Below are 21,164 nucleotides of genomic sequence, written 5' to 3'. Positions count from 1 at the left end.
CACTGTAATTAATGCAGGTGATCGGGGGCTTCGGCCCTCCTTCGCTTTCCCCGGCGGCTTCGACCGCTTTAACGCAGACTTCTAGGGTTTTTCATGACGCGCTACATCTTCGTCACGGGCGGTGTTGTTTCTTCATTGGGGAAAGGCATTGCCTCGGCTTCATTGGCGGCCATCCTGGAGGCGCGGGGACTTAAGGTCACCATGCTCAAGCTGGACCCCTACATCAACGTTGACCCGGGCACCATGAGCCCGTTCCAGCACGGTGAAGTGTTCGTCACTCACGATGGCGCCGAAACCGACCTGGACCTGGGCCACTACGAGCGGTTCATCCGCACGACCATGACCCAGAACAACAACTTCACCACTGGCCGCGTCTATGAACACGTCCTGCGCAAGGAGCGCCGTGGTGACTACCTGGGTGCAACGATCCAGGTGATTCCGCACATCACCGACGAAATCAAGCGCCGGATCATCAAGGGCGCAGGCGATGCCGACGTGGCCATGGTCGAGATCGGCGGCACCGTGGGTGACATCGAATCCCAACCGTTCCTTGAAGCCATCCGTCAGTTGCGCTTCGAAGTCGGCGCCAAGCGCGCGATGCTGATGCACCTGACCCTGGTGCCATACATCGCCACTGCCGGCGAAACCAAGACCAAGCCCACCCAGCACTCGGTCAAGGAACTGCGCTCCATCGGCCTGCAGCCGGACGTGCTGGTGTGCCGTTCGGACCACCCGATCGACATCGCATCGCGACGCAAGATCGCCCAGTTCACCAACGTTGAAGAGCGTGCGGTGATTGCCCTGGAAGACGCCGATACCATCTACAAGATTCCGGGCATTCTGCATTCCCAGGGCCTGGATGATTTCGTCGTCGAGCGTTTTGGCCTGCAATGCAACGGTGCCGATCTGTCCGAGTGGGAAGCTGTGGTCGACGCCAAGCTCAACCCTGAGCACGAAGTCACCATCGCCATGGTCGGCAAGTACATGGAGCTGCTGGATGCCTACAAATCGCTGATCGAAGCGATGAGTCACGCTGGCATCACCAACCGCACCAAGGTCAACCTGCGCTATATCGATTCCGAAGACATCGAGAACCAGGGCACCGCGCTGCTGGAAGGCGTCGATGCCATCCTGGTGCCGGGCGGCTTCGGTCTGCGTGGCGTGGAAGGCAAGATCATCACCGTGCAGTACGCTCGCGAAAACAAGGTGCCGTACCTGGGCATCTGCCTGGGCATGCAAGTGGCGGTCATCGAGTTCGCCCGTAACGTGCTGGGCTGGAAAGACGCCAACTCCACCGAGTTCGATCGCACCAGCGGTCATCCTGTGGTTGGCTTGATCACTGAGTGGGAAGACGCCACCGGCGCGGTCGAAACCCGTACCGAAACTTCCGATCTGGGCGGCACCATGCGCCTCGGCGCGCAGGATTGTCTGCTGGAAGCGGGTTCTCTGGTTCACGATTGCTATGCCAAAGACGTCATCGTCGAGCGTCATCGCCATCGTTATGAAGTGAACAACAAGCTGTTGCCGAGCCTGATCGAAGCCGGTCTGAAAATCACCGGTCGCTCCGGCGATGGTGCATTGGTTGAAGTGGTTGAAGCACCGGATCATCCATGGTTCGTCGCTTGCCAGTTCCACCCTGAGTTCACCTCGACACCGCGCGACGGTCACCCGTTGTTCAGTGGCTTCGTCAAGGCGGCTTTGACTCAACATCAGAAGAAGGCTTGATTCCATGGCACAGAAAATCATCCGCGTAGGCAACATCGAGATCGCCAACGATAAGCCGATGGTGTTGTTCGGTGGTATGAATGTGCTGGAAAGCCGTGACATGGCCATGCAGGTCTGTGAAGAGTACGTACGGGTTACCGAGAAACTCGGTATTCCTTACGTGTTCAAGGCCAGCTTCGACAAGGCGAACCGCTCGTCCGTGACCTCTTACCGTGGTCCTGGCCTGGAAGAAGGTATGCGGATTTTCCAGGACATCAAAGAAGCGTTCGGCGTGCCGATCATCACCGATGTCCATGCGCCTGAGCAGGCAGCCACGGTCGCCGAGGTCTGTGACATCATCCAGTTGCCGGCCTTCCTGTCGCGTCAGACCGATCTGGTGGTGGCCATGGCCAAGACCGGCGCGGTGATCAACATCAAGAAAGCCCAATTCCTCGCCCCTCATGAAATGAAACACATCCTGAGCAAGTGCGTAGAAGCGGGTAACGATCAGTTGATCCTCTGTGAGCGCGGTTCGAGTTTCGGCTACAACAACCTGGTTGTGGACATGCTCGGCTTCGGCATCATGAAGCAGTTCGAATACCCGGTATTTTTCGATGTGACCCACGCGCTGCAAATGCCTGGTGGTCGCTCCGATTCCGCGGGTGGTCGTCGCGCCCAGGTCACTGACCTGGCCAAGGCCGGCATGAGCCAGTCGCTGGCTGGTTTGTTCCTCGAAGCGCATCCGGATCCGGACAACGCCAAATGCGACGGCCCTTGTGCCTTGCGTCTGGACAAGCTGGAGCCATTTCTGGCTCAGCTCAAGGCTCTGGATGAGCTGGTGAAGAGTTTTCCGACGGTAGAAACCGCGTAAACCTGATTTCTCCGGTAAAGTACCGCACGATTATTTCTCAGGCCTCCGGGCCTGAGGCTTATCGTCCGCAAGTCTGCCCGCTACTCAACACTTGCCGGCGATAAAAGATTTCCTTCAGCTGCGTCGTTTTCGTCAACTTTGGAGTGTTCACAACAATGGCAAAAATCGTCGACATCAAAGGTCGTGAAGTTCTCGACTCCCGTGGCAATCCCACCGTCGAAGCGGACGTGCTTCTCGATAACGGCATCATCGGCAGTGCATGCGCGCCGTCCGGTGCTTCCACCGGCTCGCGTGAAGCACTCGAGCTGCGTGATGGCGACAAGAGCCGTTACCTGGGCAAGGGCGTGCTCAAGGCTGTAGCCAACATCAATGGTCCGATCCGTGACCTGTTGCTGGGTAAAGACCCGGTTGACCAGCAGGCTCTGGACCGCGCGATGATCGCGCTGGACGGTACCGAAAACAAGGGAACCCTGGGCGCCAACGCGATCCTCGCCGTTTCCCTGGCCGCGGCCAAGGCTGCAGCCCATGATCAGGACCTGCCGCTGTACGCTCACATCGCCAACCTGAACGGTACGCCGGGTGTTTACTCGATGCCGGTGCCGATGATGAACATCATCAACGGTGGTGAGCACGCTGATAACAACGTCGACATCCAGGAATTCATGGTTCAGCCGGTTGGCGCCAAGACGTTCTCTGAAGCGTTGCGTATGGGCACCGAAATTTTCCATCACCTCAAAGCTGTGCTGAAGGCCCGTGGCCTGAGCACTGCCGTCGGTGACGAAGGTGGTTTCGCGCCGAACCTGGCGTCCAACGAAGACGCTTTGAAAGTGATCTCCGAAGCCGTGGCCAACGCCGGTTACAAGTTGGGCACCGACGTGACCCTGGCTCTGGACTGCGCCGCCAGCGAATTCTACGAAGACGGCAAGTACAACCTGTCCGGCGAAGGCCAGGTGTTCACCGCTGAAGGTTTTGCCGACTACCTCAAAGGCCTGACCGAGCGTTACCCGATCATCTCCATCGAAGATGGCCTGGACGAGTCCGACTGGGCTGGCTGGAAAATCCTCACCGACAAGATCGGCGAGAAGACCCAGCTGGTAGGCGACGACCTGTTCGTGACCAATACCAAGATCCTGAAAGAAGGCATCGATAAAAAGATCGCCAACTCGATCTTGATCAAGTTCAACCAGATCGGCACCCTGACCGAAACCCTGGAAGCCATCCAGATGGCCAAGGCCGCTGGTTACACTGCTGTGATCTCGCACCGCTCCGGCGAAACCGAAGATTCGACCATTGCCGATCTGGCGGTGGGCACTGCTGCGGGCCAAATCAAAACCGGTTCGCTGTGCCGTTCCGACCGCGTTTCCAAGTACAACCAATTGCTGCGTATCGAAGAGCAACTGGGCGCCAAGGCCAAGTACAATGGTCGCAGCGAGTTTCGCGGCTGATAGAGTGCCGTGCCTCGCCAATACTGCTCCTTTTTGACGGTGTCTGTTGCCGTCATACAGCGTTGCCGCTCCTCGCCATAGCCAGCTATGACTCGTCGCGGCGCCTTGTCTGACGACAACAGTCACTCGTCAAAAAAGGAGCGTATTGGTGAGGCACGGCACTGCATGGTAAAAAGACACCGGATTGTGTCGAAAAAGTCGTGATAGCGAGTTTTTTGCTACTAATCTGATGCCTTAGAGTACGAGCCTGGTTCTTCCAGGCTTCGTGCTATTAGTCGTTTCAAAGTTGTTGGCATGGCTGTCTTTTTTCACTGGAAACCCGATATTCGATGCGCAGTCCCAATTGGTTGTTCCTCGTCTTGCTCTTGCTGCTGGCTGGCCTGCAGTACCGCCTGTGGGTGGGGAATGGCAGCCTGGCGCAGGTAGCCGACCTGACTCAGCAAATTGCTGACCAGCACGCCGAAAATGAGGCACTGCTGGAGCGTAACCGCGTTCTGGATGCCGAAGTCCTCGAGTTGAAAAAAGGTATGGAGACCGTTGAAGAGCGTGCTCGCCATGAGTTGGGTATGGTCAAGGAGGGTGAAACCCTCTACCAGTTGGCCCAATGATTCAGACGTTACCGGCCTTCTGGGCCGTCATTCCTGCCGCGGGCGTCGGTGCCCGTATGGCCGCGGACCGTCCCAAGCAATATCTGCAACTGGGCGGGCGCACAATTCTCGAACACAGTCTCGGCTGTTTCCTCGACCATCCGGCCTTGAAGGGGCTGGTGGTCAGTCTTGCTATTGATGATCCCTATTGGCCAACACTGGCTTGCGCCCATGATCCGCGAATTCAGCGGGTAGATGGCGGCCAGGAGCGCTCGGGCTCGGTACTCAACGCGTTGCTTCATTTACATGCGCAAGGTGCTGCAGACGAGGACTGGGTGTTGGTCCACGATGCTGCACGGCCGAACCTGTCTCGCGATGATTTGGACAAGCTGCTCATTGAGCTGGCGGATGATCCTGTTGGCGGGCTATTGGCTGTGCCGGCGCGCGACACTCTGAAGCGTGTCGACAAGCAGGGCAGGGTGGTAGAAACCGTTGATCGCAGTTTGATCTGGCAAGCCTATACACCGCAGATGTTCCGTCTCGGTGCGTTGCATCGGGCCTTGGCAGACAGTCTGGTGGCGGACGTGGTAATCACCGACGAGGCCTCGGCCATGGAGTGGTCAGGTCAGGCCCCGCGCCTGATTGAAGGTCGGTCAGACAACCTTAAAGTCACCCGTCCCGAAGACCTCGAATGGCTGCGTCAGCGCTGGGCCAATCGCAGGTAAAAGATCGCAGGCTGCGCGATCTTTTGATCTCGGTCCCGACCTTTTGATCATCGATCAAACACTATACTCCGGCCGTTTGGCCAGCCCCTCCTTCAGGTAATCCACCAGCTTTCGCACCTTCGGTGACAGATGCCGTTGTTGCGGATAAAGGGCCCAGACTGCAGTGTTGGGTGGTTGATGGGCGTCGAGCAAGGAAATCAGCCTGCCGTTGTTGAGATGCTCAAGCACGTAATAGTCCGGTAACTGGCACAGACCGACGCCTTGTAGCGCCGCATCCAGTACCGCCTGCCCACTGTTGCAGCGCCAGTTTCCCTGCACTCTTTGCGAAAATTCCCGCCCGTTCTGTTCCAGTTGCCAGATATCCGAACTACCGATCAGGCAGTTATGCCGACTCAGTTCGGACAGGCTGTGCGGTCGGCCGTAACGTTCCAGATAGGAGGGTGAGGCGCACAGATACATGCGCCGTGGTGCCAGGCGTGTGGCTACCAGTCGTGAGTCTTGCAAGCGGCCGAGGCGAATTGCCAGGTCCAGGCCTTCGTGCACCAGATCGAGCTGTCGGTTACTCAACTCGATATCCACCCGTAATTGTGGATAGAGCCCCATGAAGCTGGTCACCAGCGGCACGATAAAGCGCTCGCCGTAAGCCACGGCGCAGGTCATGCGCAGCATGCCTTTGGGTTCGCTAGTCAGATCACCGACTGCGCGCAACGCTTCTTCGCGACCATCCTGCAAACGTTGGCAGTGCTGCAAGAAGGTCTGCCCGGCCTCGGTCAACGTCACTCGGCGAGTACTGCGGTAGAGCAGGCGAGTTTGCAGGCGCTCTTCGAGTCGGACGATCTGCCGGCTGATGTGCGAAGACGAAACACCAAGGCGTTCAGCGGCGGCGGTGAATTGGCTGCATTCGGCGACCGCGACGAACTCGTCGATGCCTTCCCAGCGGTTCTCGTTCATAAAGAGGCATTCATAACGAGACGTGCATTGTGATTATCCCTGTACAGCAATAATGTTTTGCTTTTGATCTGATTATTAATCGTCTTGCAGTGTTTTACACTCCTTGTCTCGTTTTTATTCACTGGAGATGCAGGATGATCAAGTCGCGCGCTGCCGTTGCCTTCGAGGCCAAGAAACCCCTTGAGATCGTTGAAGTCGATGTCGCCATGCCCAAGGCTGGTGAAGTCCTGTTGCGAGTCGTCGCTTCCGGTGTCTGCCATACCGATGCTTACACCCTGTCTGGCGCGGATCCGGAAGGCATCTTCCCGTCGATCCTTGGTCACGAAGGTGGCGCGGTGGTCGAGGCGATCGGTGAGGGCGTGACCTCGGTGGCGGTCGGCGATCACGTGATTCCGCTTTACACGCCCGAGTGCGGCAAGTGCAAATTCTGCCTGTCGGGCAAAACCAATCTTTGCCAGGCGATTCGTGCGACCCAGGGCAAAGGCTTGATGCCCGACGGCACTTCGCGTTTCTCCTATAAAGGTCAGCCGATTTTCCACTACATGGGCACCTCGACCTTCTCCGAATACACCGTATTGCCAGAAATCTCGGTCGCTAAGATCCCTAAAGAAGCACCGCTGGAAAAGGTCTGCCTGCTGGGTTGTGGCGTCACCACCGGGATCGGTGCGGTGATCAACACGGCCAAGGTCAAACCGGGCGATACCGTGGCGATCTTCGGTCTCGGCGGCATCGGCCTGTCGGCGGTGATCGGCGCAGTCAAAGCCAAAGCTGGGCGCATCATTGCCATCGACATCAATCCGGCCAAATTCGAAATCGCCAAGCAGTTGGGCGCGACCGATTGCGTCAACCCGAAAGACTTCGATCGCCCGATTCAGGACGTCATCGTCGACATGACCGACGGCGGTGTGGACTTTTCCTTCGAATGCATCGGCAACGTACAACTGATGCGCGCTGCATTGGAGTGCTGTCATAAGGGTTGGGGCGAGTCGGTGATCATCGGTGTGGCTGGCGCCGGTCAGGAAATCTCTACCCGTCCGTTCCAGTTGGTGACTGGTCGGGTCTGGCGCGGTTCCGCCTTCGGTGGCGTACGCGGTCGTACCGAGTTGCCGAGCTACGTTGAAATGGCGCAGAACGGTGAGATCCCGCTGGATACCTTCATCACCCACACCATGGGCCTGGAAGACATCAACAAGGCTTTCGAACTGATGCATGAAGGCAAAAGCATTCGTACCGTCATCCATTTTTGAGGTCGGCCATGAGCCTTGAAAACCTGTCCTGCCAGAAAAGCTTCGGCGGCTGGCATAAACGCTACAAACACCACTCTGAAATCCTGGGCTGCGACATGGTGTTTGCCGTGTACCTGCCGCCGCAAGCGGAGCAGGGTGGCAAGCTGCCGGTGCTGTACTGGCTGTCCGGGTTGACCTGCACCGACGAGAACTTCATGCACAAGGCGGGTGCCATGCGAATGGCCGCCGAGCTCGGTTTGATCATCGTCGCACCAGACACCAGCCCACGCGGGGCTGATGTGCCGGGTGATCCGGATGGCGCCTGGGATTTTGGGCTGGGTGCCGGCTTTTATCTGAATGCCACGCAAGAACCTTGGGCCAAACACTATCGGATGCATGACTACGTGGTGCAGGAATTGCCGGCACTGGTCGAGGCGCATTTTCCTGCGTCCGACAAGCGTGGAATCAGTGGTCACTCCATGGGTGGCCACGGCGCACTGGTGTGTGCGTTGCGTAACCCTGGGCGCTATCAGTCAGTGTCGGCCTTTTCGCCGATCAATAATCCAATGGATTGCCCTTGGGGTCAGAAGGCGTTCTCGCGCTATCTGGGTGAAGAGCGTGCGCGTTGGCGCGAGTGGGATGCCTGTGCGTTGATCGCCGAGGCGACCGAGAAGCTACCGTTGCTGGTGGATCAAGGTGATCGCGATGATTTTCTGGCGACACAGCTCAAGCCCGAAGCGCTGCTACAAGCGACCAAGCTCGCAGGCCACCCGTTGACCTTGCGACTGCAGCCAGGCTACGACCACAGCTATTATTTCATCGCCAGCTTCATCGACGATCACTTGCGACATCATGGACAAGCTCTAAACGCCTAATGTCCGACAAAGCAGGTAGAATCACGCCCTGACTAAATCGGGGCGTTTTTTTATGCGTATTGGCCACGGCTATGATGTGCACCGTTTCGCTGAAGGCGATTTCATCACTCTGGGCGGCGTGCGGATTGCACACGGCTTCGGGCTGCTCGCCCACTCCGACGGTGACGTCTTGCTGCACGCCCTGAGCGATGCGTTGCTCGGTGCTGCCGCGTTGGGTGACATCGGCAAACACTTTCCGGACACAGACCCGCAATTCAAAGGTGCTGACAGTCGTGCGCTGCTGCGTCACGTCGTTGCTTTGGTTCAGTCCAAAGGCTGGAAAGTCGCCAACGTCGATAACACCATCGTTGCCCAGGCGCCAAAAATGGCTCCGCATATCGAATCGATGCGCGCGCTGATTGCCGCGGATCTTCAAGTTGAGTTGGATCAAGTGAACGTGAAAGCTACCACCACCGAAAAGCTCGGCTTTGTCGGTCGCGAAGAAGGCATTGCCGTGCACTCCGTTGCCTTGTTGCTGCGAGCATGAATGAACTGCAATTGCTTGGCCCGCGCGCCTATGGCGAAGCGCTTGGAACGGCGGTACTGAAAGCGACGGCTGAAGATTTTCAGGTCGACGAAGTGCTGGATATTCCCTTGAGCGGTGACGGTGAACACCTGTGGTTATGGGTGGAAAAACGCGGCCTGAATACCGAAGATGCGGCCCGGCGCATTGCCAAGGCTGCAGGTGTGCCGCTTCGCACCGTGAGTTATGCAGGGCTGAAGGATCGTCAGGCGCTGACCCGGCAATGGTTCAGCCTGCAACTGCCTGGCAAGGCTGACCCCGATCTGTCGGCGGCTGAAAACGACACGCTGAAAATTCTGAAAAGCGCTCGGCATAAACGCAAGTTACAACGCGGTGCCCATGCGGCTAATGGTTTTACCCTGCGTTTGACTCAGTTCGCCGGTGACAAAGCCGCAATCGAAGAGCGTCTGCAACTGATCGCCAAGCAGGGTATTCCAAACTATTTTGGCGCCCAACGCTTCGGCCATCATGGCGGTAATGTGGTCGATGCTCGTGACTGGGCCGCTCGCAAGGCTCTGCCAGAACAACGCAATGTGCGTTCCCGACTGCTCTCCACCGCCCGCAGCTATTTGTTCAATCAGGTGCTGGCGGCGCGTGTTGCCGATGGCAGTTGGCAGCGAGCGCAGGTTGGCGATTTGCTCGCGTTCACCGATAGCCGCAGCTTTTTCCCGGCAGGTGAAGCGGAATGCAGCGATCCGCGTTTGGCTATTCTTGATCTGCACCCGACCGGGCCGCAGTGGGGCGAAGGCGATTCACCTGCGACGGGTGCCACGCATGTCCTTGAGCAGGAAGTCGCAGCCCGTGAAGCCGATCTGCGCGATTGGTTGGTCAACGCCGGAATGAGCCACGAACGACGCATCCTGCGGCTGCCCATTGGCGGATTGACGTGGCATTATCCCGAGCCTGACATTCTGCAATTGGAATTCGTCCTGCCGGCCGGATGCTTCGCGACTGTATTAGTGCGCGAACTCGTCGATCTGGTGCCGGTGGGGCAGACGGACAGCCCATGCGTATTCTGATTTCTAACGACGATGGGGTGACAGCACCCGGTCTCGCCGCGCTTTATGCTGCGCTGGCGGATTACACCGAGTGCGTGGTTATCGCCCCGGATCAAGACAAAAGTGGCGCCAGCAGCTCGCTGACGCTCGACCGTCCGTTGCACCCGCAAACCTTGGCAAACGGCTTTATCAGCATCAATGGAACACCCACCGATTGTGTTCATCTGGGCCTCAATGGCCTATTGGAACGCGAGCCGGACATGGTGGTTTCAGGGATTAACCTGGGCGCCAACCTGGGTGACGACGTGCTGTATTCCGGTACTGTCGCGGCGGCACTCGAAGGGCGTTTTCTCGAGCGTCCGTCCTTTGCCTTTTCGCTGGTGTCGCGTCAGGTCGAGAACCTGTCGACCGCCGCGTACTTCGCGCGCAAACTGGTAGAGGCTCAAGCCCTGCTGGATTTGCCGCCGCGTACCGTGCTGAATGTGAATATTCCTAATCTGCCACTTGATCACATTCGTGGCATTCAGCTGACTCGCTTGGGCCATCGCGCCCGTGCTGCGGCGCCGATGAAAGTGGTCGACCCACGAGGCAATGCCGGTTACTGGATCGCGGCTGCCGGCGATGCCGAAGACGGCGGCCCGGGCACTGACTTTCATGCGGTGATGCAAGGTTATGTTTCGATCACCCCGTTGCAGCTCGATCGCACCTTCAATGATGCCTTCAGAAGTATCGATGGTTGGCTGGAGGGGTTGAGTTGATGGGACGTGAACAAGACGACCTGTTGCGTCGAGGTATCGGTATGACCTCTCAACGAACTCGCGAGCGTTTGATTCAGCGGCTGTACGAAGAGGGACTGACTAACGCTCAGGTGTTGGAAGTAATCCGTCGTACCCCGCGTCATCTCTTCGTCGATGAGGCGCTGGCGCACCGCGCCTATGAAGACACCGCATTGCCGATTGGCCATAACCAGACAATTTCCCAGCCCTATATGGTGGCTCGCATGAGCGAGCTGTTGTTGGCGGCGGGTCCCTTGGACAAAGTTCTGGAGATTGGCACCGGGTCCGGCTATCAAACAGCGGTCCTGTCGCAACTGGTTGAGCGTGTGTTCTCGGTCGAACGGATCAAAGTACTGCAAGATCGCGCCAAGGAACGCTTGGTCGAATTGAACCTGCGTAATGTGGTGTTTCGTTGGGGGGATGGCTGGGAAGGTTGGCCGGCGCTGGCACCGTATAACGGCATCATCGTCACCGCCGTTGCCACCGATGTCCCTCAAGCCTTGCTCGATCAACTGGCCCCTGGGGGGCGTTTGGTGATCCCGGTTGGCGCTGGTGAGGTACAGCAACTGATGCTGATCATCCGTGAAGAGCAGGGCTTTTCTCGGCAGGTTTTGGGCGCTGTACGCTTTGTGCCTTTGCTCAACGGTCCATTGGCTTGAACTTTTGTTTAATCGCGATGAATTCTGCTTGATAGCGTTTGTCTTACAGCGGGGCTATTCAAATAAACGCTATTGAACGTCGGTCAGCAGTCGTGTGCTTCTCTCGATTTCGCTTTGCCAGCGGTAAAGAGTGAGCGGCCGGTTATACTTGCGACATTCCAGGCCTGAACAGGCAATCTTTATTATCAGCCACCACAAAGGGAGCGGCGGGTGAGTCTCACAGTCATTGCGCAGCGTATGGGTATAACAAGCTTTCAGCGACTGGTGATTGGCCTTGTCTTGAGTTCCATGTTGGTTGCGTGCTCCAGCAACCCTTCGGGTGGAGCGCAGGTGGTTGATCGCAATAACGCGGCGCCCCAGAAGCCGGTCGTGACGACTGGCCAATATGTCGTTCGCCGCGGCGATACGTTGTTCTCGATCGCTTTTCGCTATGGTTGGGACTACAAGGCCCTGGCGGCACGCAACAATATTCCTGAGCCTTATACGATTCATCCGGGTCAGACGATTCGCTTCGACGGCCGTTCAGGTTCAACACCGACAACCGTCGTTTCAACATCGAATTCAACACCTTCCTCTTCCAGTAAATTCACGGTAATTCGTCGTCCGGTCGGCACTGCAGTCGACACCACAGCCGGCGCTACAGCCAGTGCTGCAAGCAAGCCGGCACCTGCTCCGCTTCCGCCAGCAGGGCCTGCTCCGACCGGTTGGGGGTGGCCTTCCAGCGGCATCCTGATTGGAAAATTCTCTTCAAACGGCAGTTTGAATAAAGGCATTGATATCGCCGGAGATTTGGGACAGCCTGTTTTAGCTGCGTCTGATGGGACGGTTGTTTACGCCGGGAGTGGCTTGCGGGGCTACGGCGAGTTAGTCATCATCAAACACAGCGATACCTACGTAAGTGCTTACGGCCATAACCGTAGGCTGTTGGTTCGGGAGGGGCAGCAGGTCAAAGTCGGACAGACAATTGCCGAAATGGGGTCAACTGGTACAGACCGGGTGAAACTGCACTTTGAGATTCGCCGTCAGGGTAAACCTGTAGATCCGTTGCAATTCCTGCCACGTCGTTGATCCGTTACCAGCCTGTTCCTTCGCGTAGTAGGAACAGGCTCCAGCGCTGCCAAGGATAAAGGCGTCGCTTGAGCTTGAGGTCGAACTCACCAAAGGACTATAACAATGGCTCTCAGTAAAGAAGTGCCGGAGTTTGACATCGACGATGAGGTTCTCCTTATGGAGACTGGCGTCGCTACGGATTCGATGTCGAATGAGGGATTTGCTGCACCTTCAGTTCGCGCCAAATCCAAACACTCCGCTTCACTAAAGCAACACAAGTACATTGATTACACGCGGGCGCTCGATGCGACCCAGTTGTATCTCAATGAAATCGGCTTTTCCCCATTGCTCTCTCCAGAAGAAGAAGTTCATTTTGCGCGTTTGTCGCAGAGTGGCGATCCGGCTGGGCGCAAGCGCATGATTGAAAGCAACCTGCGGCTGGTAGTGAAAATCGCTCGACGCTATGTCAATCGCGGGCTGTCGTTGCTCGATCTGATCGAAGAGGGCAACCTCGGCTTGATCCGCGCAGTGGAGAAGTTTGATCCGGAACGCGGCTTCCGCTTTTCGACCTACGCAACCTGGTGGATTCGTCAGACCATCGAGCGCGCGATCATGAATCAGACCCGGACCATCCGGTTGCCGATCCATGTGGTCAAAGAACTCAACGTCTACCTGCGGGCAGCACGTGAGCTGACACAAAAGCTCGATCATGAACCTTCCCCTGAAGAAATCGCCAACCTGCTGGAAAAACCGGTAGGTGAGGTCAAGCGCATGCTGGGCCTCAATGAGCGGGTTTCTTCGGTCGACGTCTCACTGGGTCCGGATTCGGATAAAACCCTGCTGGACACCCTGACTGATGACCGTCCAACCGACCCTTGCGAGTTGCTTCAGGACGATGATCTGTCGCAAAGTATTGACCAGTGGCTCTCGGAGCTGACCGACAAACAACGAGAGGTGGTGATACGCCGCTTCGGGTTGCGCGGCCACGAGAGCAGCACTCTGGAAGATGTAGGCCTGGAGATTGGCCTGACCCGCGAGCGGGTCAGACAGATTCAGGTTGAAGGCCTCAAGCGCCTTAGAGAAATTCTTGAGAAGAACGGCCTGTCGAGTGAGTCGCTGTTCCAGTAACTGGAACGCGTTCATCCGGCAATAAAAAACCTCGACTGGTTCGGGGTTTTTTATTGCGCTCAAGAAAGCTGATGGGCAGGACAGCGTCCTGTCACCATCCCCTGTTTAGTCTTTTGCTGGTGTAAGCCTTGGCCTACTATTTTGTAAGTGTTCGGTTTTTTTGCCTCGAGGCAGGCATCCATTAGTGTTGTTGTTTTTTATTATTTGATTGATTTAAAAGGATTTTTTTAGCAACTTGGCGGCAGCGTGCTCACCCTTTCCCCTGGGATGTGCGATTGCTCTTGCTGGGGAACTCTCTACTATCGGCACTGTGTCAAAGGATAGACACAGCCATCAGGGACGATGGTTAAGGACATTGCAGGAAGCGATTCATCAGGACGATGAGAAGGAACACAGGGACTAGGGAAAAAATGTGGGCGGGTCATACCGCCCCTTTTTTTTGCCTGCCTACAAAGCAAAAAGGCCCGCAAGGGGCCTTTTCGGGGGCGCGGTGATTATCCGCGTTCGAGGTCTTTGATCTTGCCCTTCACACCATCCCACTCTTCAGCGTCTGGCAGCGATTCTTTTTTCTCAGTGATGTTGGGCCAGATTTCGGCCAGCTCAACGTTCAACTGAATGAACTCTTGCAACTCTTCCGGGACTTCATCTTCGGAGAAGATAGCCACAGCAGGGCATTCTGGCTCGCAAAGCGCGCAGTCAATGCACTCATCCGGGTGAATCACCAGGAAGTTCGGGCCTTCGTAAAAGCAGTCCACCGGACAGACTTCTACGCAGTCGGTGTACTTGCACTTGATGCAGTTGTCGGTGACGACGAAGGTCATTTCTAATTCTCTCCTCAGGCGGCGGCGGCGGAGCCCCTTCAGGGTGGGGTCGCCAGGTTCGGGAGCGATAGTCTGCTGGTCAGGCTAATAGCCAGCAGCATCCCAAACCGCGCGAGATTCTAACAGCTTGCAGGCTTGTGCGTTAGATCCGTGTCTTCAATGTATAGAGCATTTCTAGCGCTCTGCGCGGAGTCAAGTCATCCAGATCGAGCTTGGCCAGTTCATCCAGCACTGGATGGGGCAGGCTGGCGAACATATCGCTTTGCTGTGGGGCGGATTGCTTGCCCTTTACAGGACGTGGAACTTCATGGGGCAGACTAGTGGTTTCCAGGCGGCTCAGATGCTCACGAGCCCGCACGATCACGTCCGTCGGCACGCCGGCCAGTTGCGCTACTGCCAGGCCGTAGCTTTGACTGGCTGGCCCAGGCAGAACGTGGTGCAGGAAGACGATCCGTTCGTTGTGCTCGGTGGCATTGAGGTGAACGTTGGCCACCAATGGTTCGCTTTCTGGCAGCACCGTCAGTTCGAAGTAGTGGGTGGCGAACAGCGTGTAGGCCCGCAGATGTGCCAATTGCTCGGCTGCAGCCCACGCCAGGGACAGGCCGTCAAAGGTGCTGGTACCGCGACCGACTTCGTCCATCAGCACCAGACTACGCTCGGTGGCGTTGTGCAGGATATTCGCGGTTTCGCTCATTTCGACCATGAAGGTCGAACGTCCACCGGCCAGGTCATCGCTGGAGCCGATACGGGTGAAGATGCGATCAACCAGGGACAGCTCGCAACTGGCGGCCGGTACGAAACTGCCAATATGCGCCAACAACACGATCAACGCAGTTTGTCGCATGTAAGTGGATTTACCGCCCATGTTCGGACCGGTGATCACCAGCATCCGGGTGTTGTCATCCAGGCTCAAATCGTTGGCCACGAATGGCGTGGTCAGTACTTGCTCGACCACCGGGTGACGACCCTGAGTGATGCGCATGCAAGGCTCGCTGACGAAGCGTGGGCAGTTCAGGTCCAGGTTCAGTGCACGCTCAGCCAGGTTGCTCAGCACATCCAGCTCGGCCAATGCCGCAGCAGTATCTTGCAGCGGCGGCAGGTGGCCGATCAGGTTCTCGAGCAGGGCTTCATAGAGCATCTTCTCGCGAGCCAGTGCGCGGCTCTTGGCGGACAAGGCTTTGTCTTCGAAGGCCTTGAGCTCCGGGGTGATAAAGCGCTCGGCACCTTTGAGGGTCTGGCGGCGGATGTAGTCCGCTGGTGCCTGTTCAGCCTGCTTGCTCGGCAATTCGATGAAATAGCCGTGAATCCGGTTGTAACCGACTTTCAGGTTGGCCAGCCCGGTACGGGCTTTTTCCCGTGCTTCGAGGTCGATCAGGAACTGCCCGGCGTTTTCGCTCAGCGATTGCAGGTCATCCAGCTCGGCGTCGTAACCGGTTTTCAATACACCACCGTCGCGGATCACCGCAGGCGGGTTGTCGATTATGGCTTTTGCCAGCAGGGCTGCGAGCTCAGGATAAGTGCTGGTGGTCCCTGCCAGTTGGTTGAGGTGGGGGGCCTCGAGCTCGGTCATGGCCACTTGCAGTTCCGGCAACGCACCCAGCGCATCGCGCAGGCGCGCAAGGTCTCGTGGACGGGCGTTGCGCAGGCCGATACGGGCGAGAATTCGTTCGATATCGCCGATTTCTTTCAGCTGCGGTTGCAGCTTTTCAAAGCGATAACTATCCAGCAGGCAGGTGATCGAGGTCTGCCGTGCCTGCAGTACTTGCAAGTCACGCAGCGGACGATTCAGCCAGCGCGTCAACAGGCGGCTGCCCATGGCTGTCTGGCAACGGTCGACCACCGATTGCAGGGTATTGTCGCGTCCGCCGGCGAGATTGGTGTCCAGCTCCAGATTGCGGCGGCTCGCGCCGTCCAGCACCACTGTGTCGTCAAGGCGTTCGTGGCGCAGGCTGCGCAAGTGTGGCAGGGCGGTGCGCTGGGTTTCTTTGGCGTAGCTGAGCAGACAACCTGCGGCACCAATCGCCAGGGTCAGGTTCTCGCAACCGAAGCCTTTCAGGTCTTGGGTGGAAAATTGTTGGCAGAGGCTTTTGAGCGCCGAATCCCGCTCGAAATCCCACGGCGCACGGCGACGTACGCCACGGCGCTTCTCGGCCGGGAGATCCTTTGGCCAATCATCCGGGATCATCAGTTCAACCGGGTTGACGCGCTCCAGCTCTGCGAGCAGGTTCTCCCAGCCTTTGATTTCCACAACGGTGAAGTTGCCGCTGGTGATGTCCAGCACAGCCAAGCCGAACAGACGCTCGTCGCCCAGTACCGCCGCAATCAGGTTGTCTCGACGCTCGTCGAGCAGCGCTTCATCACTGACCGTACCCGGAGTAATGATACGCACCACCTGCCGGTCCACCGGGCCTTTGCTGGTCGCCGGGTCGCCGACTTGCTCACAGATCACCACCGACTCGCCGAGCTTCACCAGTTTCGCCAGGTAGCCTTCGGCTGCGTGGTAAGGAATCCCACACATCGGAATCGCCTGTCCTGCCGACTGCCCGCGCGCGGTCAGCGTGATGTCCAGCAACTTGGCGGCTTTCTTCGCGTCTTCGTAGAAGATCTCGTAGAAGTCACCCATGCGGTAGAACATCAACTGATCAGGGTGCTGGTTCTTCAGGCGCCAGTACTGTTGCATCATTGGCGTGTGGGAGGACAGGTCGGAGGTATTTTTACTCATTGGGTATCAGGCGGATTCGTTGAAAGTGGTGAGGCAAAGGGACCATGGGGCCCAGCTTTTTCGCGATGGGCGCAAGGTTACCATGGGCGGTCCGCCCTCCGCAGGCATGAAGCGGTAAGTCATTTCTGAATATTTATGCATAAATTATGCAAAACGGCATTTGTCATCGACACAAAGAGCCTTCAATATGCGCGTTATGCAAAAACGCAATGTTTCTACTGTCTTAAGAGAGCTGCTCGATCGCGACGGGATCTCCCCCACGGAGCTTCACCGTCGAACCGGCGTGCCTCAATCCACTCTCTCGCGCATTCTCAGCGGCAAGATCGTCGATCCTTCGGATAAGCACATCTCGCGGATCGCCGAGTACTTCCGTATGAGCACCGATCAATTGCGCGGGCGCGCGGATGTTGCGTCGGCCAAAGGGGAGGCACGCGACGAGGTGCATTCGGAACTCAAGGATATAAGCCTGTGGGATGACGATACCCCCGTCGATGACGACGAGGTGTCGATCCCCTTTCTTCGCGAGGTTGAATTGGCTGCTGGATCAGGAAGATTCGTCATCGAGGAAAGCGAGAAGGCCAGCCTGCGCTTCGGCAAACGAAGCCTGCGGCATAACGGTGTGCAGTTTGACCAGGCCAAGTGCGTGACTGTTCGCGGTAACAGCATGCTGCCGGTGCTGCGTGACGGTGCCACGGTCGGGGTCAACGCGGGCAAGTGCGGGATCGGCGATATAGTCGACGGCGACCTTTATGCGATCAACCATAACGGCCAGCTGCGAGTGAAGCAGCTCTACCGCCTACCTTCCGGGATTCGTTTGCGCAGCTTCAACCGCGACGAGCACCCCGACGAGGACTACACCTTCCAGGAAATCCAGGAAGAGCAGATCACCATCCTTGGTCACGTCTTCTGGTGGGGCATGTACGCCCGTTAACCTTGCCTCTGTCAGATAGCCCGCCACCGAGCGGGCTTTTTTTCGCCCGCAGAAAACAGCCTCAGCCTTTGCTTGTGTGGTGTCTATGCGCTGGTGCATTTTATGGTGCGTAAATAATTGCACTTATGCATTGACTGTATATGCATCCATGTATATTCTTTGTCTTAGCCGCCCAGCAGCGGCTAGCAGCGATGCTCTTTAGTACCACGGTAAAGGCAGTGATGAGCTGGCCTCAACCATTCGACTCATCACCCAACCAACCCGTTGACTCTATTCAATTCAGGAGGCGTGACATGACAAACGAGCACCAAGCGTTGCTGGACATGCCGATCTGGCTGGTCATCGTCCTGGCGCTGGTCGGTGGGGTGTCCGGCGAGATGTGGCGCGCCGACAAGGAGGGCGCCCGCGGCTGGTCACTGGTTCGGCGTCTGGCATTGCGCTCCGGGGCCTGCATGGTCTGCGGCGTCTCGGCGGTCATGCTGTTGTACGCCGCCGGTGTGTCGATCTGGACCGCGTGTGCATTCGGTTGCCTCACCGCCATGGCCGGCGCCGATGTGGCCATTGGGCTGTATGAGCGGTGGGCCGTGAGGAAGCTCGGTGTGTGCGAAGTGCCACCGCGTGATTCCAGTCAGGATCACTAGATAGCTTTCAGGATCCAGGACCAACGGATGGGCAGTCTTGGGGCAATGATCCCGGCCCGCAAGGATGCGGGCTATTGACGGCAATCCCCCCTTTATTTAACCGCCCCCGAGCGCCACCACCGGCAGCGTGGTTCATGGGGCGCGCGAGCCCTACTTGCCCCTGGACATGCTCAACGAATTATCGGCATCACCGACGCAGACGATCAGAGACTGATTGCCTTGAAGGGCTGTCAGGCTTATGTCAGAGCCATCGTCCGTTAACATTTTGACCGAGCAAGCGTCTTGCAAGCGCGATACGCTCGTGTACGGTAGGCCTCACGTCAGCCAGATCAGGAGAGGACCATGGACGAAATCACCCAGCTTGCCGCTGAACTTGGCAGGCGATTGCAGGTTCTGAATGCGCATGTCAGCACCGCCGAGTCCTGCACTGGTGGCGGAATCGCCGAGGCCATTACCCGCATTCCGGGCAGCTCGGCCTGGTTCGAAGCCGGTTATGTCACCTACTCCAATCGTCAGAAAACCCAGCTATTGAATGTACCCACTGAGTTGTTCGCTCAAGTGGGTGCGGTCAGTCGTGAAGTGGTCGAGGCCATGGTTCGTGGTGCACAAGACAAAAGCCGCGCACATTTCGTAGTGGCCGTCAGCGGTGTGGCGGGGCCGGACGGCGGCTCGCCGCAGAAGCCGGTGGGTACTGTGTGGCTGGCCTGGGGGGTGGGCGAGGCGGTCAATACCGAATGCCGGTACTTCCCCGGCAGCCGCGATGAAGTCCGCCGACAAACGGTGAAGGCCGCGCTAGAGGGGCTGCTGCAGCATGCCGCGGGAGAAATCTCAAATCAGGGGTAGGCGATCCTCAAACGCTGTGGAATAATACTGGCTACTTATACAGGTGTTGGCCGTCAGGCCTTATTGATTACGTGAGGACTTTAATGGACGACAACAAGAAGAAAGCCTTGGCTGCGGCCCTGGGTCAGATCGAACGTCAATTCGGCAAGGGTGCCGTAATGCGTATGGGCGATCACGACCGTCAGGCGATCCCGGCTATCTCCACTGGCTCTCTGGGTCTGGACATCGCACTCGGCATTGGCGGTCTGCCAAAAGGCCGTATCGTTGAAATCTACGGTCCGGAATCTTCTGGTAAAACCACCCTGACTCTCTCCGTGATTGCTCAGGCACAGAAGATGGGCGCCACGTGCGCCTTCGTCGACGCCGAGCACGCACTGGACCCGGAATACGCCGGCAAACTGGGCGTCAACGTTGACGACCTGCTGGTTTCCCAACCGGACACCGGTGAGCAAGCGCTGGAAATCACCGACATGCTGGTGCGCTCCAACGCCATCGACGTGATCGTCATCGACTCCGTGGCAGCACTGGTGCCAAAAGCCGAGATCGAAGGCGAAATGGGCGACATGCACGTGGGCCTGCAAGCCCGTCTGATGTCCCAGGCGCTGCGTAAAATCACCGGTAACATCAAGAACGCCAACTGCCTGGTTATCTTCATCAACCAGATCCGTATGAAAATCGGCGTGATGTTCGGCAGCCCGGAAACCACCACCGGTGGTAACGCGCTGAAGTTCTATGCTTCGGTTCGTTTGGACATCCGTCGTACTGGCGCGGTGAAAGAAGGTGACGAAGTCGTCGGTAGCGAAACTCGCGTCAAAGTCGTCAAGAACAAAGTGGCTCCGCCGTTCCGTCAGGCAGAGTTCCAGATTCTCTACGGCAAGGGTATCTACCTGAACGGCGAGATGATCGACCTCGGCGTACTGCATGGTTTCGTGGAAAAATCCGGAGCCTGGTATGCCTACAATGGCAGCAAGATCGGTCAGGGCAAGGCCAACTCGGCCAAGTTCCTGCAGGACAATCCGGACATTGCCACAGCCCTTGAAAAGCAGATCCGCGACAAGTTGCTGACCCCAGCGCCGGACGTGAAAGCCAATGCGACCCGCGAGACTGTTGATGATCTGGCCGACGCTGATATCTGATTGATCCGATGACCGTCGTACTCGATACACTCGTCGCGGTGCGGCGAACCGCAATGGACCTGCTCGCGCGACGCGAGCACGGTCGAGTCGAGCTGACGCGTAAGCTGCGTCAGCGCGGCGCTTCTCCTGAAATGATCGACACTGCACTTGACCGTCTGACGGAAGAGGGCCTGCTGTCCGAATCCCGTTACCTCGAAAGCTTTGTTTCCTACCGTGCCCGTTCCGGTTATGGCCCTTTGCGCATTCGCGAAGAGTTGAGCCAGCGCGGCCTGCAGCGTGCCGATATTGAGCTCGCCTTGCGTGAGTGCGGTATCAGTTGGCAAGAGCAACTGGAAGATACCTGGCGTCGCAAGTTTGCCGGGCATTTGCCGATAGACGTCCGCGAGCGTGCCAAACAAGGCCGTTTTCTGAGTTATCGGGGTTATTCAATGGAAATGATCGGCCGCTTGTTGAGCGGCCGTGGGATGGATGACTGACTGTTGTGGCTCGCCCCACTGCCTGTATCTAGAGAAC

The 21,164-nt window shown here is 57.5% G+C and carries 21 protein-coding genes and 1 pseudogene; 19 read left to right on the top strand and 3 right to left on the bottom strand.

The genetic code is table 11. From position 1 onward, the window contains the following. Positions 1-93: 93 nt before the first annotated feature. The 5 genes from pyrG (at position 94) to ispD (ending at position 5,332) form a co-directional block, all read left to right on the top strand. A complete protein-coding gene (gene pyrG, locus ACZYSM_RS09465) occupies positions 94-1,725 on the top strand; it encodes a CTP synthase (protein WP_489071032.1) in 1,632 nt (543 codons plus the stop codon). A 4-nt stretch (positions 1,726-1,729) separates the two neighbouring features. Next, positions 1,730-2,575: a 3-deoxy-8-phosphooctulonate synthase gene (kdsA, locus tag ACZYSM_RS09460; RefSeq protein ID WP_489071030.1), complete on the top strand. Its 846-nt coding sequence runs from the start codon at positions 1,730-1,732 to the stop codon at positions 2,573-2,575. A 155-nt stretch (positions 2,576-2,730) separates the two neighbouring features. Next, positions 2,731-4,020, top strand: coding sequence for a phosphopyruvate hydratase (gene eno / locus ACZYSM_RS09455; protein ID WP_489071028.1), 1,290 nt, complete (start codon positions 2,731-2,733; stop codon positions 4,018-4,020). Between the two features lie 329 nt (positions 4,021-4,349). Continuing rightward, complete coding sequence (ftsB, locus tag ACZYSM_RS09450; RefSeq protein ID WP_489071026.1) at positions 4,350-4,628, top strand: cell division protein FtsB; 279 nt, start codon at positions 4,350-4,352, stop codon at positions 4,626-4,628. Further along, positions 4,625-5,332, top strand: a complete 708-nt coding sequence (gene ispD / locus ACZYSM_RS09445; RefSeq protein ID WP_489071024.1) for a 2-C-methyl-D-erythritol 4-phosphate cytidylyltransferase — start codon at positions 4,625-4,627, stop codon at positions 5,330-5,332. Before ftsB ends, ispD begins: the two co-directional genes overlap by 4 nt. Positions 5,333-5,386: 54 nt before the next feature. On the opposite strand, the gene ACZYSM_RS09440 is transcribed toward ispD, so the two are convergent. Next, positions 5,387-6,283: a LysR substrate-binding domain-containing protein gene (locus tag ACZYSM_RS09440; RefSeq protein WP_489071022.1), complete on the bottom strand. Its 897-nt coding sequence runs from the start codon at positions 6,281-6,283 to the stop codon at positions 5,387-5,389. 134 nt (positions 6,284-6,417) lie between these two features. Between ACZYSM_RS09440 and ACZYSM_RS09435 the strand changes: the two genes are divergently transcribed. The 8 genes from ACZYSM_RS09435 (at position 6,418) to rpoS (ending at position 13,557) form a co-directional block, all read left to right on the top strand. After that, positions 6,418-7,530 carry an S-(hydroxymethyl)glutathione dehydrogenase/class III alcohol dehydrogenase gene (locus ACZYSM_RS09435; protein ID WP_489071020.1) on the top strand — a complete coding sequence of 371 codons (1,113 nt, stop codon included), beginning with the start codon at positions 6,418-6,420 and terminating at the stop codon, positions 7,528-7,530. Between the two features lie 8 nt (positions 7,531-7,538). Next, positions 7,539-8,384 carry an S-formylglutathione hydrolase gene (fghA, locus tag ACZYSM_RS09430; protein ID WP_489071018.1) on the top strand — a complete coding sequence of 282 codons (846 nt, stop codon included), beginning with the start codon at positions 7,539-7,541 and terminating at the stop codon, positions 8,382-8,384. 52 nt (positions 8,385-8,436) lie between these two features. After that, positions 8,437-8,910: a 2-C-methyl-D-erythritol 2,4-cyclodiphosphate synthase gene (gene ispF, locus ACZYSM_RS09425; protein WP_489071016.1), complete on the top strand. Its 474-nt coding sequence runs from the start codon at positions 8,437-8,439 to the stop codon at positions 8,908-8,910. Then, positions 8,907-9,965, top strand: a complete 1,059-nt coding sequence (gene truD, locus ACZYSM_RS09420) for a tRNA pseudouridine(13) synthase TruD (protein WP_489071014.1) — start codon at positions 8,907-8,909, stop codon at positions 9,963-9,965. The genes ispF and truD overlap by 4 nt, the downstream gene beginning before the upstream one ends. Continuing rightward, positions 9,953-10,702, top strand: coding sequence for a 5'/3'-nucleotidase SurE (gene surE, locus ACZYSM_RS09415; RefSeq protein ID WP_489071013.1), 750 nt, complete (start codon positions 9,953-9,955; stop codon positions 10,700-10,702). Before truD ends, surE begins: the two co-directional genes overlap by 13 nt. Before the next feature lie 41 nt (positions 10,703-10,743). Then, entirely contained in the window at positions 10,744-11,379 is a 636-nt protein-coding gene (locus ACZYSM_RS09410) for a protein-L-isoaspartate(D-aspartate) O-methyltransferase (RefSeq protein ID WP_419116336.1), read from the top strand. Between the two features lie 210 nt (positions 11,380-11,589). After that, the gene (locus tag ACZYSM_RS09405; RefSeq protein WP_489071011.1) at positions 11,590-12,447 is read left to right on the top strand and encodes a peptidoglycan DD-metalloendopeptidase family protein; all 858 of its coding nucleotides are present in this window, start codon (positions 11,590-11,592) and stop codon (positions 12,445-12,447) included. A 105-nt stretch (positions 12,448-12,552) separates the two neighbouring features. Continuing rightward, positions 12,553-13,557: an RNA polymerase sigma factor RpoS gene (rpoS, locus tag ACZYSM_RS09400; RefSeq protein WP_489071009.1), complete on the top strand. Its 1,005-nt coding sequence runs from the start codon at positions 12,553-12,555 to the stop codon at positions 13,555-13,557. Between the two features lie 494 nt (positions 13,558-14,051). On the opposite strand, the gene fdxA is transcribed toward rpoS, so the two are convergent. Continuing rightward, entirely contained in the window at positions 14,052-14,378 is a 327-nt protein-coding gene (gene fdxA / locus ACZYSM_RS09395; protein WP_489071007.1) for a ferredoxin FdxA, read from the bottom strand. Between the two features lie 142 nt (positions 14,379-14,520). Then, the gene (gene mutS, locus ACZYSM_RS09390) at positions 14,521-17,100 is read right to left on the bottom strand and encodes a DNA mismatch repair protein MutS (protein ID WP_489071005.1); all 2,580 of its coding nucleotides are present in this window, start codon (positions 17,098-17,100) and stop codon (positions 14,521-14,523) included. 187 nt (positions 17,101-17,287) lie between these two features. On the opposite strand from mutS, the gene ACZYSM_RS09385 reads away from it, so the two are divergent. The 6 genes and pseudogenes from ACZYSM_RS09385 to recX all read left to right on the top strand — a co-directional run bounded on the left by ACZYSM_RS09385 (position 17,288) and on the right by recX (position 21,127). After that, positions 17,288-18,031 (top strand): XRE family transcriptional regulator, encoded by a 744-nt coding sequence (locus tag ACZYSM_RS09385; RefSeq protein ID WP_489071003.1) that lies wholly within the window; start codon positions 17,288-17,290, stop codon positions 18,029-18,031. 293 nt (positions 18,032-18,324) lie between these two features. Further along, entirely contained in the window at positions 18,325-18,672 is a 348-nt protein-coding gene (locus ACZYSM_RS09380; protein WP_489071001.1) for a phage holin family protein, read from the top strand. Between the two features lie 121 nt (positions 18,673-18,793). Then, positions 18,794-18,933 (top strand): annotated as a pseudogene (locus tag ACZYSM_RS09375) (lysis protein); the annotation flags it as partial. Between the two features lie 81 nt (positions 18,934-19,014). Next, positions 19,015-19,515: a CinA family protein gene (locus ACZYSM_RS09370; RefSeq protein ID WP_489070999.1), complete on the top strand. Its 501-nt coding sequence runs from the start codon at positions 19,015-19,017 to the stop codon at positions 19,513-19,515. Between the two features lie 83 nt (positions 19,516-19,598). Beyond that, positions 19,599-20,651, top strand: a complete 1,053-nt coding sequence (gene recA / locus ACZYSM_RS09365) for a recombinase RecA (protein ID WP_489070997.1) — start codon at positions 19,599-19,601, stop codon at positions 20,649-20,651. A gap of 8 nt (positions 20,652-20,659) precedes the next feature. Beyond that, positions 20,660-21,127 carry a recombination regulator RecX gene (gene recX, locus ACZYSM_RS09360; RefSeq protein ID WP_489070995.1) on the top strand — a complete coding sequence of 156 codons (468 nt, stop codon included), beginning with the start codon at positions 20,660-20,662 and terminating at the stop codon, positions 21,125-21,127. Positions 21,128-21,164: the final 37 nt, after the last annotated feature.

This window comes from Pseudomonas sp. F220, from assembly GCF_057813935.1.
This window is presented reverse-complemented; position numbering and strand designations above follow the sequence as displayed.